At 74.6% G+C, this 13351-nt stretch carries 13 protein-coding genes and 1 pseudogene; 1 reads left to right on the forward strand and 13 read right to left on the reverse strand.

What is annotated here, in order from left to right:
* Positions 1-2 precede the first annotated feature (2 nt).
* The 5 genes and pseudogenes from rpe to HOQ23_RS21375 all read right to left on the reverse strand — a co-directional run bounded on the left by rpe (position 3) and on the right by HOQ23_RS21375 (position 4021).
* Complete coding sequence (gene rpe, locus HOQ23_RS00005; protein ID WP_172210677.1) at positions 3-668, reverse strand: ribulose-phosphate 3-epimerase; 666 nt, start codon at positions 666-668, stop codon at positions 3-5.
* Between the two features lie 148 nt (positions 669-816).
* Positions 817-1692 carry an HNH endonuclease signature motif containing protein gene (locus tag HOQ23_RS00010; protein ID WP_172210679.1) on the reverse strand — a complete coding sequence of 292 codons (876 nt, stop codon included), beginning with the start codon at positions 1690-1692 and terminating at the stop codon, positions 817-819.
* A gap of 100 nt (positions 1693-1792) precedes the next feature.
* Entirely contained in the window at positions 1793-3406 is a 1614-nt protein-coding gene (locus HOQ23_RS21365; protein WP_172210681.1) for a RecQ family ATP-dependent DNA helicase, read from the reverse strand.
* 72 nt (positions 3407-3478) lie between these two features.
* Positions 3479-3733: pseudogene (locus tag HOQ23_RS21370) on the reverse strand (ATP-dependent DNA ligase); the annotation flags it as partial.
* A gap of 12 nt (positions 3734-3745) precedes the next feature.
* A complete protein-coding gene (locus tag HOQ23_RS21375; protein WP_367650305.1) occupies positions 3746-4021 on the reverse strand; it encodes a hypothetical protein in 276 nt (91 codons plus the stop codon).
* 43 nt (positions 4022-4064) lie between these two features.
* On the opposite strand from HOQ23_RS21375, the gene HOQ23_RS00025 reads away from it, so the two are divergent.
* On the forward strand, positions 4065-4781 hold the full coding sequence (locus HOQ23_RS00025; protein ID WP_367650306.1) for an AAA family ATPase: 717 nt from the start codon (positions 4065-4067) through the stop codon (positions 4779-4781).
* Between the two features lie 33 nt (positions 4782-4814).
* On the opposite strand, the gene HOQ23_RS00030 is transcribed toward HOQ23_RS00025, so the two are convergent.
* From HOQ23_RS00030 to rpoZ, 8 genes are all read right to left on the reverse strand, one after another.
* Positions 4815-6233 carry an RsmB/NOP family class I SAM-dependent RNA methyltransferase gene (locus HOQ23_RS00030; protein WP_172210683.1) on the reverse strand — a complete coding sequence of 473 codons (1419 nt, stop codon included), beginning with the start codon at positions 6231-6233 and terminating at the stop codon, positions 4815-4817.
* Positions 6226-6645 (reverse strand): MmcQ/YjbR family DNA-binding protein, encoded by a 420-nt coding sequence (locus HOQ23_RS00035; RefSeq protein WP_172210685.1) that lies wholly within the window; start codon positions 6643-6645, stop codon positions 6226-6228. Before HOQ23_RS00035 ends, HOQ23_RS00030 begins: the two co-directional genes overlap by 8 nt.
* Positions 6635-7579, reverse strand: coding sequence for a methionyl-tRNA formyltransferase (gene fmt, locus HOQ23_RS00040; protein WP_172210687.1), 945 nt, complete (start codon positions 7577-7579; stop codon positions 6635-6637). The genes HOQ23_RS00035 and fmt overlap by 11 nt, the downstream gene beginning before the upstream one ends.
* Before the next feature lie 8 nt (positions 7580-7587).
* Entirely contained in the window at positions 7588-8133 is a 546-nt protein-coding gene (gene def / locus HOQ23_RS00045) for a peptide deformylase (protein WP_172210690.1), read from the reverse strand.
* Between the two features lie 66 nt (positions 8134-8199).
* Positions 8200-10245 (reverse strand): primosomal protein N', encoded by a 2046-nt coding sequence (locus HOQ23_RS00050; protein WP_172210692.1) that lies wholly within the window; start codon positions 10243-10245, stop codon positions 8200-8202.
* Between the two features lie 101 nt (positions 10246-10346).
* Positions 10347-11543, reverse strand: coding sequence for a methionine adenosyltransferase (metK, locus tag HOQ23_RS00055; protein WP_172210694.1), 1197 nt, complete (start codon positions 11541-11543; stop codon positions 10347-10349).
* A gap of 169 nt (positions 11544-11712) precedes the next feature.
* Positions 11713-12963, reverse strand: a complete 1251-nt coding sequence (gene coaBC / locus HOQ23_RS00060) for a bifunctional phosphopantothenoylcysteine decarboxylase/phosphopantothenate--cysteine ligase CoaBC (RefSeq protein WP_367650337.1) — start codon at positions 12961-12963, stop codon at positions 11713-11715.
* A 52-nt stretch (positions 12964-13015) separates the two neighbouring features.
* A complete protein-coding gene (rpoZ, locus tag HOQ23_RS00065; RefSeq protein ID WP_172210698.1) occupies positions 13016-13345 on the reverse strand; it encodes a DNA-directed RNA polymerase subunit omega in 330 nt (109 codons plus the stop codon).
* Positions 13346-13351: the final 6 nt, after the last annotated feature.

Consider the following 13351-nt stretch of genomic DNA (forward strand, 5'->3'; position numbering starts at 1 on the left):
GCTCAGGCGCGGGCGGCCTCGGCGGCGGCGCGCAGGTCGGCCACCATCCGGTCGGGGTCCTCGGCGGAGTAGACCGCAGAGCCCGCGACGAACACGTCGGCTCCGGCCTCGGCGCAACGCTCGATGGTCTCCAGGGAGACGCCGCCGTCGACCTGGAGCCAGGTCTCCACGCCGTGCTTGTCCATCATCGCCCGGGCCCGGCGGATCTTGGGCAGGCACAGGTCGAGGAACTTCTGACCGCCGAAGCCGGGCTCGACGGTCATGATCAGCAGCATGTCGAGCTCGGGGAGCAGGTCCTCGTAGGGGTCGATCGGGGTGGCGGGCTTGAGCGCCATGCTGGCGCGCCCGCCGGCCCTGCGGATCTCCCGGGCCAGGCGCACCGGCGCCTTGGCCGCCTCGACGTGGAAGGTGACCGAGGAGCAACCGGCCTCGACGTAGGTGACGGCGTTGCGGTCGGGGTCCTCGATCATCAGGTGCGCGTCGAGCGGGATGTCGGTGCTGCGCGCGAGCGCCTCGACCATCGTCGGGCCGAAGGTGAGGTTGGGGACGAAGTGGTTGTCCATGACGTCCACGTGCACCCAGTCGGCGCTCCCGATGCGACCCACCTCCGCCCCGAGCTGTGCGAAGTCGGCGTTGAGGATGCTCGGCGTGATCTGGATGTGGCCCACGGAGCCGAAGTCTAGTGACCGGACCCGGCCTCCCCGGCCGCGGGCTCGACCCGCCTCGGGCACTGGGTGTGTCCCTCGTGGCGACGTCAGTCACCGGATCACCAAGACGACCTCGAGCCGCGTGCCGGCGGGGTCCGGGGCGGTCGATCTACTCGTCGGGCGGGTGCGCAGTGACGAGCCGGGTGGCGCCCCGGTCCTTCACGAGGTGCAACCCATGCGGCGAGCGCCAGACGTACGTCGCGGCGTCGGTCGTGTCATAGACCCACCCCGCGTGGGTCTTCGCGCGGTGATGTCGGCGGCACAGCGGGGCGAGGTTGCAACCGCACGTCGGGCCACCGTCGCCGTGGGCGGTGACGTGGTCGATGTCGCAGCGTCGAGCGAGGCGCTCACACCACGGTAAGGCGCAGACCGGCGCGGCGAGCCTGGTCTGCTCGGCGAGCCGGTCGGGGATCGCATAGGCGTCGGCGTGGTGGTGCGCCTCGAGGTCGATGACCGGCTTCACGACGACCTGGGTGTCAGAGCCGCACCACCGGCGGACCTGGTCGGTCGACACGATGGACCGGGTCTCCTCGACCTGCGCGATCCCGGTCTCGTCACGGGAGATCGCGGCGTGCGAGAGATGCACGTGGATCACGACCTGGCGCGGCTTGACCACCGAGGCGGCGCCGTCTCCCGCCTCGGTACGGAGGTCGAACGCCAGCTGCCGGCGAGCCAGCTCACCGGCAGCCATGGAACGGCGCACGTCCAACGACTCGGTGGATCCGAGTGCGGCAAGTTCCTCGGCGCCGTGGCGAATCGCGGTGTCCAGGTCGAGTGCGTCGCCCAGGTCGAGGACCCCCTCGACGTGGACGGTGCCGGCGTGGGTCGCCTCGCGGGTGTGCACGTCGAAGCGGCGACGGTCGGCCGCCTCGTGGCGTTCCTTCTCCGCGCCCTCGGGATCGAAGGCGACGCGGGCATGGTCGACGAGCCGCTCGATCCCCGCCCAGCTGACCTTCCCCACGAAGCCGGCGAGCTGACGGTCCACGAAGTCCGCGCCCTCCTGCGGCAGGGTCGTCGGTCACTCGGGTGCGGCATGCCCCGCACGGTGACCACGCGAGTCGCCCCGGCAAGAGGGATACAGCCAGTCAGGCGGGGGTGAGCAGCTCGTGCTCCTCGAGCACCTCAAGGGACAGGGTGCGGTAGCCGACCGCCTCGAACAGCACGGTCACCCGGTCCTCCTCCAGGTCGGTCACCGTGCCGCGCCCGAACTCCGCGTGCACCACCTCCTCCTGCACCCCGAAGGCCACGTCGGCCGCGGGTGCCGGCTCCGGGGCGGTGCCGGCCCGGCAGCTGTCGCAGACCCCGCAGCGCTCCTCGAGCTGCTCGCCGAAGTAGCCGACGAGGACCTCCGCGCGGCACCGGTCGGTCTCGGCGTAGGCCCGCATCATGTCCACCCGGGAGCGCTCCAGGCGGCGGTGGGACTCCGCCAGCCCGATCGCGGCCTCGACGCGTGCCGACGCGGTGCCGGCCTCCCCGGCTCCCCCGGTGTCCGCGACGACCGCCAGCAGGTTGAGGATCCGCCCGACCCGGCGGCGCCCGAGACCGGTGTGCTCCTGCACGTCGCGCGGGTCCTCACCCACCTGCGCGACCGCGTCGACGACGGCCACGACGTCGCGGCGCCTGGGCACCCCACCGGAGAAGAACCGGCCCAGCGAGAGGTCCTCGGAGCGGTAGACGAGAGTCACCGTGGCGGGCTCGCCGTCGCGGCCCGCGCGGCCGACCTCCTGGTAGTAGGTGTCCGGGGACTCCGGGACCTGGGCGTGCACCACGAACCGCAGGTCCGGCTTGTCGATGCCCATCCCGAACGCGGAGGTGGCCACGACGACCTCGACCTCGTCGGCCATGAACGCCTCGTGGGTGCGCGCGCGGCGCGCGTGAGAGAGGCCCGCGTGGTAGACCGCCGTACGCCGGCCCGCGGCGGCGAGCGCGTCAGCGTACTCCTGGGCGGCGGGGCGGGTGCGGCAGTAGACGATGCCCGATCCGGGTGTCCGGGCGGCGAGCTCGAGGACCCGGTCCTGCTGCTCGCGGGGCGTGACCACCCGGACCACGTCGAGGGTCAGGTTGTCGCGGGCGAAGCCGGTGACGATGGTGCGCGGGTCGCGCATGCCCAGCCGCTCGGCGATGTCGTCGCGGACCGGGGGCGCGGCGGTGGCGGTCATCGCGACCAGTCGCGGGGCCCCACCGTCGCCGAGCTCGGCGACCAGCTCGCCCAGGCGGAAGTAGTCGGGCCGGAAGTCGTGGCCCCAGGCCGAGACGCAGTGCGCCTCGTCCACCGCGACCAGGGCCGGGGCCGCGGCGGCCAGGCGCGCGCGGACCTCGTCGTTCGCGAGCTGCTCGGGCGAGCAGAACAGGAAGTCGACCCGCCCGCCCTCGGTGCCGGCGAGCACCTCCTCGCGCTGCGCGGCGCTCTCCGCGGAGCTCACCCGGGCCGCACGGAGCCCGCCGGGCGCGGCGTGCAGGGCGTCGACCTGGTCCTGCTGGAGCGCGAGGAGCGGCGAGACGACCAGGGTCCAGCCGCCGGAGAGCACCCCCGCCAGCTGGTAGACCAGCGACTTGCCCGAGCCGGTCGGCGCCACGAGCAGGACGTCGTGGCCCTCGAGGAGCGAGTACACCGTCTCGGTCTGTCCCGGGAGCAGCGAGTCGTGCCCGAAGCGGGTGCGGGCGGTCTCACGGACCCGGGCGCGTGCGGAGTCGTTCACCGCAGGTCGTTACCCGGCGCCCACCGCGGGCACGCGAGCCCGAACGGGTGATCCCGGGCACCGCGGCGGGGCTCAGCCCTCGGCCGGCGGCTCGGGCTCCTCGCCCCCTTCGCGCTCGTCGCGCGCGGCCCACTCCAGCAGCGGGGCGGGGTCGAAGACGTGGTCGTCGATGTCGGCGTGCAGGTCACCGAGCTCGGCGAAGCGCTGCGGGACGGTGAAGATCGTCAGGTCGCGGGGGTCCACGTCGGGCACCTCGTCCCAGGGCAGCGGGGTGGACACGCGGGCGTCGGGCAGCCCGCGCACCGAGTACGCCGCGGCGATGGTGTGGTCGCGGGTGTTCTAGTGCAGCTGCACCGTCTCCACCCACGGCGGCGCCCCGGCCGGCAGGCGCTTCTGGTGCACCTTCTCCCCCGCCAGGCCCTTGGGAAAGCGGTGCAGCATGCACGGGCGCTCCCACAGCGCGTTGACGATGCCCGGGCCGACCGCGAGGTAGTACTCGACCAGGTCCATCTTGGTCGCCCCGCTCTCCGGGAAGTACACCCGGTCGGGGTTGCTGATGCGTACGACGCGGTCCTCGACCTCGAGCTCGACCGCGGGCGGCTTCGACGCTGGCATGGGGCCAAGGTAGCCGGGGGTGGGACGCCCTACCGTGGACGCCGTGGACTTCGACCAGCCGCCCGTCGTACGCGTCGAGGTCGTGCCCGGCGAGGGTCTCGACGAGGAGAGCTGGCCGATGACCATCCCGGCCGTGGCCCAGCTGGCGCGCGAGGGCCTGGACCTGCCGCGCGGGGTGACGTTCCTGGTCGGGGAGAACGGCTCGGGCAAGTCGACGCTGGTCGAGGCGGTCGCCATGGCGTACGGCCTGAACCCGGAGGGCGGCTCCACCGGCGCCCGGCACCGCACCCGGCCCAGCGAGTCACCGCTGGGCCAGCACCTGCGGCTGCGCCGCGGGATCGGCGCGGGGCGCTGGGGATACTTCCTACGGGCGGAGACCATGCACGGCCTCTACTCCTACCTCGAGGACAGCGGCAGCGGCACCGCCCTGCACGAGATGAGCCACGGCGAGTCGTTCCTGGAGGTGCTGCGCACCCGTTTCGACTCCCCCGGCTTCTACTGCCTCGACGAGCCGGAGGCCGCGCTGTCGTTCTCCTCGACCCTGGGCCTGATCGACACCCTGCACCGCGTGGCCGAGGAGGGCGGGCAGGTGCTCTGCGCGACCCACTCGCCGGTGCTGGCCGCCCTGCCGGGCGCGACGGTCCTCGAGGTCGGCGAGTGGGGCTACCAGCAGGTCCACTGGGAGGACCTCGAGCTGGTCCAGCACTGGCGCGCCTACCTCGAGGCCCCGCAGCGCTACCTGCGCCACGTGCTGGACTGACCCCGGCCCAGCGGCGGACCCGGGGCTCCCTGCTCAGCGGCGGCGCAGCAGCGCGAGGAACATCGCGTCGGTGCCGTGGCGGTGCGGCCACAGCTGCAGCGTGCCCGGCAGCGGGCCGGCGGCGTCCGGCACCTGCGGCAGCAGCGGCGCGGCGTCCTCCAGCTCGACGTCGCTGCGCCCGGTGAGCACGGAGCGCACCACGCCCGCGGTCTCCGCGAGCACCGGCGAGCAGGTCGCGTAGAGCACCACGCCGCCGGGTCGCACCAGCTCCAGCGCCGCGCCGACCAGGCCGCGCTGGAGAAGCACCAGCTCCAGCAGGTCGTCGGGCCGGCGGCGCCAGCGGGCCTCCGGGCGGCGCCGCAGCGCCCCCAGCCCGGTGCACGGCGCGTCGACCAGCACCCGGTCGAAGGACCCCGGACGGTACGGCGGGCGCACCCCGTCCGCGGCCACCACGCCGAGCACCCCGTCGGAGCCCTGCAGCGCGCGAGCGACCAGGCGGGCGCGGTGGGGCTGACGCTCGGAGGCGACCAGTCCCGCGCCGCGCCCGGCGGCGATCGCGGCGAGCAGCGAGGCCTTGCCGCCAGGGCCGGCGCACAGGTCCAGCCAGGTGTTGTCCGGGCCCTCGAGCGGCGCCGCGGCGAGCGCCACGGCGACCAGCTGGGAGCCCTCGTCCTGCACGCCCGCGCGACCGTCGGCCACCGCCGGCACGCTCGCGGGGTCGCCGCCCTCGAGCACCACGCCGTACGGCGAGTACGCCGTGGGCTCGCCCGGGAGCTCCGCGGGCGTGGCGCGTCCGGGGCGGGCCACCAGGGTCACCCGGGGGGCCGCGTTGTCCGCGGCGAGCAGCGCCTCGAGCTCGTCGGGGCCGACCGCCTTGCGCAGCTCGTCGACCACCCAGCGCGGGTGGGAGTGCGCGACGGCGGCGTGCCCGGAGGGGTCCTTGTCCCGGTCGGGGGCGACCCGCTCGACCCAGGTGTCCAGGTCGTGCTCGGAGACCTTGCGCAGCACCGCGTTGGTGAAGGCGGCGGCGCCGGCCCCCACCCGGGCCCGGGCGAGGTCGACGGTGGTGCTGATCGCGGCGTGCGGCGGGACCCGCATCGAGAGCAGCTGGTGGGCGCCGATGCGCAGCGCGTCGAGGACCTTCGCCTCGACCTTGTTCAGCGAGCGGTCCACGCAGGCGCCGAGCACCGCGTCGTACGTGCCGCGCATCCGCAGGGTCCCGGAGACCAGCTCGGTGGTGAAGGCGGCGTCGCGACCGCTGAGGCCGTGGTCGCGCAGCGCGGCAGGCAGCGCCAGGTTGGCGTAGGCGTTGTCGACCCGCACCGCCTGGAGCACCGCGAGCGCGGCGGTGCGGGCGGGGTCGGTCGGTGGACGGCTGGTCCGGGCGGCGGGACGCTGGCCGGGGCGCGGGCCCTGGCCGGGGCGCCGACCCCGGCGGCGCGGCTCAGCCATGCTCGGACCCCAGGTGCTCGCGCACGAGGCGCTTCGGCGCCCGCGCGGCCCAGGCGTCGGTGATCACCTCGGCGAGCTCGGCGCGGCTGATCTCGCCCAGGCGCGACTGCTGCACGAGCACCGCGTTGGTGCGCGCAAGGTGGTCGATGGTGAAGAACGGCAGGCGCTCGTCCTCGACGAGGGAGGCCTTCTCCGCCGGCCCCGGGGTCACGACCACCAGCAGATCGTCGTAGGGCTCGCCGGTCGCCGGGTCCAGCGCCGACCGGTGCGGCTTGCGGAAGAGCAGGAAGCCGCGTCCGCCGACGAGGTACGTCGGCACGTCGCCCCAGGACGTGCCGAGCTCCACCTGCGGCAGGCCCAGGCAGATCTCGTCGACGTCCGACGCACGCGCCGGACGCTCGTCACTCGGCACCGAGGACGGCACCGGTCTCCACCCGCGTCCCGCGCGCCCAGTCGGCCGCCTGCATCTGCTTCTTGCCGAACGCCTTGACCTCGCCCAGGCGCACCGCGGTGGTGCCGGTGCCGACCAGGACGGCGTTCTTGCGGACCTCGAGGGTGCCCGGCGCCAGCGCCGGCGCCTCATCGCCGTCGGCGTCCAGGAGGGTCACCGGGGCGATCTTGAACCGCTCGCCCTCGAAGGTCGTCCAGGCACCCGGACCGGGGGTGCAGGCGCGCACCTGCCGGTCGATCTGCACGGCCGGGAGGGTCCAGTCGATGCGGGCGTCCTCGACCAGGATCTTGGGCGCGAAGCTCACGCCGTCCTCGGGCTGCTCGCGGGCGACCAGCGAGCCGTCCTCGATGCCGTCGAGGGTCGCGACGAGCAGGCCCGCGCCGCCCTCGGCCAGGCGCTCGAGCAGGTCGCCGGCGGTGTCGGTGGGGCGGATCCGCTCGGTCATCACGCCGAACGTCGGCCCGGCGTCGAGCGCCTTGACGATGCGGAACGTCGTCGCGCCGGTGACCTCGTCGCCGGCCCAGATCGAGTGCTGCACCGGCGCCGCACCGCGCCAGGCGGGCAGGCAGGAGAAGTGCAGGTTGACCCAGCCGTGCTCGGGGATGTCGAGGGCGGACTGCGGCAGCAGCGCGCCGTAGGCGACCACCGGGCAGCAGTCGGGGCGCAGCGCCTTGAGCTGCTCTTGGAACTCGGGGTCGCGCGGGTGCTCGGGCTTGAGCACCGGGACGCCGAGCTCCTCGGCCCGCTGGGCCACCGGGCTCGCGACCAGCTTGCGACCGCGGCCGGCGGGGGCGTCGGGACGGGTCACGACGCCGACGAGCTCGTGGCCGGACTCGGCCAGGGCGTTCAGGGCGGGAACGGCGACCTCGGGGGTCCCCGCGAAGACGATGCGCATGTGGGCTCTCAGACTCCGAATCCGTTGGTGGGGTGCGGGCTGACCTTGACGGTGGGCTTGCCCAGGCCGAACCACTCCGCCTCGCGGATCTCGCGCATGGCGGCCTTGCGTGCCTCGGGATCGAGGCGGTCGATGAACAGGACTCCGTCGAGGTGGTCGGTCTCGTGCTGGATCGCGCGCGCCAGCAGGTCCGAGCCCTCGATGACCACCGGCTCGCCGTGCATGTCGAAGCCGCGGGCGACGACCGAGCGCGCGCGGCGGCAGTCGTAGCTCAGGTCCGGCAGGGACAGGCAGCCCTCCGGGCCGTCCTGGGTCTCCTCCGACAGTGAGAGGTCCGGGTTGACCAGGTGGCCGACCTCGCCGTCCACCCACCAGGTGAAGACGCGCAGGCCGACCCCGATCTGCGGGGCGGCCAGGCCGGCCCCTGGCGCGTTGCGCATGGTGTCGGTGAGGTCCGCGACCAGCGTGCGCAGCTCGCGGTCGAAGTCGACGACCTCGATCGCCGGACGCCGCAGGACCGGGTCGCCGAAGAGACGGATGGGCTGGATCGCCACAGGCGGATGTGCTCCTCGTGCGGTGCGGGGTGGTGGTCGGGTCGCGCAACAGTCTAGAGCCGAGCCTCAGAGCGTCGGCGGGTCCACCTGGATCCGTACGGCGTCGAGCTTGCGCGCCGACCGGATCCGCTGCAGCTCGCCGAGCGCCCGGGACAGCGCGGCGCCGTGCAGGCGGGGCGCGCGCAGCACCACCCGGCACTCCTCCTCGGCCGGCACCGGGCCGAGCACGTCGGTGGCGGGCGGCAGGTCGAGCAGGGTGACCGCGTCGTCGACGGCCCCGGGCTCGCCGGTGATGGTCGCCATCCGGGAGGCCGGCGGGAGGTGGGCCTCGACCCGCTCGGTGGTCTCGCGCTCGGCGAACCCGGCGTGGTCCCAGCGCACCAGCGCCTGCACCGACGGGTGCGCCGGGTCGCCCACGATCAGCGCCCGCCCGCCGGGGCGCACGAGCGCGACCGCGTTGGTCCAGCGCCGCAGTGCCTCCTCGTCGGTGCGCAGGTCGGTGCGACCCAGCGTCAGCCACGCGTCGAGCAGCACCACCACGGCGTAGCCGCCCGCGGCGACCGGCTCGGCGCCCGGCGTCGCGACCACGATCCCGGGACGCTCGTCGACCTCGGCGAGCACCCGGTCGCCGGCGGAGGTCACCACCCGGGCACCCGGGAAGGCGCGCCCGAGCTCCTCGGCGGTGCGCTCCTGGCCGACCACCGGCGCGCGCAGCCCGCGGTGCCCGCAGGTCGGGCAGGCCCACTGCTCGGCGACCACGCCGCACCAGCGGCACGCCGGCGGCAGGGTCGGGCCGCGCAGCTGCAGCGGACCGGTGCAGGCGCCGCAGCGCGCCGGGGTGCGGCAGCGCTCGCAGGCCAGCGACGGGACGTAGCCCGAGCGGGGCGACTGCACCAGCACCGGCCCCTCGGCCAGCCCGATGCGCACCGCGTCGTGGACCTGGCGCGGCATCCGGGCGGCGCGGGCCATCGGGTCGCGCAGCAGGTCGAAGTCGGTGGCGCCGGCAACCGCGACGCGGACCCGTTCACGCACCACCGCACGCGGCGCGACGAGGTCCTCGGCCCAGCCGGTGCGGACCAGGTAGGAGGCCTCCACGGTGCGCGCGAACCCGCCGACGAGCACCGCGGTGCCCTCGCGCTCGGCGCGCAGCAGCAGCGTCTCGCGGGTGTGCGGGTACGGCGCGCGCGGCTCGGCGTGCAGGTCGTCGCCGTCGTCCCAGATCGCGACCAGGCCCAGGTCGCGCACCGGGGCGAAGGCCGCCGATCGGGTGCCGACGACGATGCGGCGCTCGCCGCGGGCGACGGCGAGGAAGTCGCGGTAGCGCGCCGCCGGGCCGGCGTCGGCGCGCAGCACCACGTGGTGGCCCTCGCCGAGCAGCGCGCGCAGCGCGGCGTCGAGGCGGTCGACGTCGCGTCCGTCGGGCACGCACACCACGCTGCCGCGCCCCGCGAGGCGGGTCACCGCGGCGGCCAGGGCGACCAGGTGGGCCCAGTCCTCGCCGGGTGCCGGACCCCAGACGGCGCGCGGCGACGCGCCCTCGCGCAACCGGCGCAGGAACGGCTCCAGGTGGGCCGCCCCCGGCGTCAGCGCGCCGACCGCGCGGCGTACGGCCTCGCCGAGCGCGTCGAGGGGCGGCTCCGGCGGGGTGGGGGTCTTCTCGACGCTCGCGTGGCGCGGCGGGACGGCCAGGCGCAGCACGTCGGAGCGGGTGCCGGCGTAGCGCTCGGCGACGTCGGCGCTCAGTGCCGCGACCGCCGGGCTCAGCACCGGCTCGGCGCTCACCACCCGGCGCAGCGGCGCGAGCCGGCCGGTGTGCTCGGAGGACGCCGCGCGGGCCACGACGTAGCCGTCGACGTCCTGGCCGGCGAAGCGGACCTTGACCCGCACGCCGGGCCGGGCGGCCTGGGCCATCGCGACCGGCACGGCGTAGTCGAAGGGCCGGTCGAGGTGGGCCAGCGGCACGTCGACCAGCACCCGGGCGACCGGGTCGGTGGTGGTGATCTCGGCCTCGGCGACCTTGCGCGCACGGGTCGCGCGCGCCTTGGCCTGGGACTCCGCCGCCGTCGCCCGCACCATGCCCGGCAGCTCGGGGTGCTCCAGCGGCGCGGTCATGGACAGATGTCTACCAGCGCCCACCCCCACCGCCGAGCGGGGGCGTCCCACGTCGCAGCGGGCCCTCCTCGTCGCCGAGAAGGGCCCGCCGCTCACGTGGTTCAGTCGCGCAGCGCGGCCCGCAGCGCGTCGGCGCGGTCGGTGCGCTCCCAGGTGAACTCGGGGAGCTCGCGGCCGAAGTGGCCGTACGCCGCGGTCTTGGCGTAGATCGGGCGCAGCAGGTCCAGGTCGCGGATGATCGCGGCCGGGCGCAGGTCGAAGACCTCCAGCACGGCCTGCTGGATCTGCTCGTCGGAGACCGTGCCGGTGCCGAAGGTCTCGATGAAGACGCCCACCGGCTTGGCCTTGCCGATGGCGTAGGCGACCTGGGCCTCGCAGCGCGTGGCCAGGCCCGCGGCGACGACGTTCTTGGCCACCCAGCGCATGGCGTACGCCGCGGAGCGGTCGACCTTCGAGGGGTCCTTGCCGGAGAACGCGCCGCCGCCGTGGCGGGCCATGCCGCCGTAGGTGTCGACGATGATCTTGCGGCCGGTGAGGCCGGCGTCGCCCATCGGGCCGCCGACCACGAAGCGCCCGGTGGGGTTGACCAGCAGGCGGTAGCCGTCGGAGGGGATGGGGAACATCGCCAGGACCGGGTCGATGACGTGCTTCTTGATGTCCGGCTGGAGGGTCGACTCGAGGTCGATCTCCTCGGCGTGCTGGGTCGAGAGCACCACGGTGTCGATGCGGACCGGCCGGTTGGCCTCGTCGTACTCGATGGTCACCTGGGTCTTGCCGTCCGGGCGCAGGTAGTCCAGCGTCCCGTCCTTGCGGACCTGGGAGAGCCGCTCGGACAGCGTCTGCGCGATCTTGATCGGCAGCGGCATCAGCTCGGGGGTGTCGTCGCAGGCGTAGCCGAACATCAGGCCCTGGTCGCCCGCGCCCTGGCGGTCGAGCGCGTCCTCGGAGGAGCCGACGCGGCTCTCGTGGCCCTCGTCGACGCCCTGGGCGATGTCGCCGGACTGCCCGCCGATGGCGACCATGACGCCGCAGGAGTGGCCGTCGAAGCCCTTCTCCGAGGAGTCGTAGCCGATCTCGAGGATGCGCTCGCGCACCTTCTGCTTGATGTCGACGTAGCCGGAGGTGGTGACCTCCCCGGCGACGACGACGAGGCCGGTGGTCAGCAGCGTCTCCACGGCCACCCGGCTCGTGGGGTCCTGAGCGAGCATCGCGTCGAGGACGCAGTCGCTGATCTGGTCGGCGATCTTGTCGGGGTGACCCTCGGTCACCGACTCAGAGGTGAAGAGTCGTCCAGCCACAGTCGTGCTCGCTCCCGTTCGGTCCCGGTCGGTCGTCATGTGCCGCCCGGTGCCCCGGGGCGACGGTGGAGAATCGTGCAGAAAGATGATTGAGGATCGTGCATTCCCGTTCAGGGTAGCCGCACGTCCGCGCCTCGAGACGTATCCGCGAGGAACGGGCGCAGCGGCGTCAGCCCAGGCGCGCGGCCACCTGGTCCCAGATCGCGTGCGCGAGGGCGGCCTTGGACCCCCTGGGCACCTCGACGGCGGCGCCGTCGGCGGCCAGGATCACCGCCTCGTTGTCGGGCTGGCCGAAGACCGCTCCCCCGCTGACGTCGTTGACGACGAGCAGGTCGCAGCCCTTGCGGGCCAGCTTGGCGCGGGCCAGGTCGAGCACCGAGCCGGTGTCGTCGCCGGTCTCGGCGGCGAAGCCGACCACCACGCTCTCGGGTCGCACCCGCCGGGTGCTGATCTCGTGGAGGATGTCGGGGTTCTGCACCAGCTCCAGCGCCGGCGCGGAGCCGTCCCCGGACTTCTTGATCTTCGCCTGGCTCACGTTCGCGGGCCGGAAGTCGGCGGGGGCCGCGGCCATCACGACGGCGTCGGCGCCGGCCGCGGCGACCACGACGGCGTCGCGCAGCTGCGCGGTGGTCTCGACCCGCACCACCTTCGCGCCGGCCGGGTCGGGCAGCGCGACGTTGGCGGCGACCAGCGTGACGTCGGCGCCGCGGGCCACCGCGGCCCGGGCCAGCGCCACGCCCTGGAGGCCGGAGGAGCGGTTGCCGAGGAAGCGCACCGGGTCGAGGTACTCCCGGGTGCCGCCGGCGGACACGACGACCTGACGGCCGGCGAGGTCCTGGACCGGTGCGGCCGTGCCACGCGCGCGGGTCAGCAGGTCGACGACGAGCTCGAAGATCTCCCCCGGGTCGGGCAGCCGGCCCTTGCCGGTGTCCTTGCCGGTGAGCCGCCCCTCGGCCGGCTCGACGACGAGCGCGCCGCGGCGGCGCAGGGTGGCGACGTTGTCGCGGGTCGCGGGGTGCTCCCACATCTCGGTGTGCATCGCCGGGGCGAAGACGACCGGGCAGCGCGCGGTGAGCAGCGTGTTGGTGAGCAGGTCGTCGGCCTGGCCGTGCGCGGCCTTCGCCATCAGGTCGGCGGTCGCCGGGGCGATCACCACCAGGTCGGCGGACTGGCCGATGCGCACGTGCGGCACCTCGTGCACGCCGTCCCAGACCTCGGTGGCCACCGGGCGGCCCGACAGCGCCGCCCAGGTCGGCGCGCCGACGAAGCGCAGCGCGGAGGCGGTCGGCACGACCGTGACGTCGTGACCGGACTCGGTCAGGCGGCGCAGCAGCTCGCAGGCCTTGTACGCCGCGATGCCGCCGGAGACCCCCAGCACGACCTGCGGACGCGCAACAGGCCGTGCCCCCTCAGGGGACACGGCCTCGGAGCCGGGGTCGCTGGTGGGGTTCACCGGCGAGACGCGGGGTGGGTCATGCCTCGGCGTTGAAGCCGGAGTCCGCGGCGGCGGCCTGGGCGGCAGCCTCGGCGGCCAGCTCGGCCGGGTCGACGTCCTCGCAGGTCAGGAGGTCCTCGCTGATCTCGCGGAGCGCGATCGAGAGGGGCTTCTCCTGCACGTGGGTGTCCACGAGCGGGCCGACGTACTCCAGCAGGCCCTCGCCCAGCTGGGAGTAGTAGGCGTTGATCTGCCGGGCGCGCTTGGCGCTGTAGAGCACCAGCTTGTACTTGCTGTCGGTCTTGGTGAGCAGGTCGTCGATCGGAGGGTTGGTGACACCCTGAGCGTCGATGATGGGTCCAGGCACGCTAAA

Origin of the sequence: Nocardioides sp. zg-DK7169 (genome assembly GCF_013155365.1) — a bacterium.
GTDB lineage: Bacteria > Actinomycetota > Actinomycetes > Propionibacteriales > Nocardioidaceae > Nocardioides.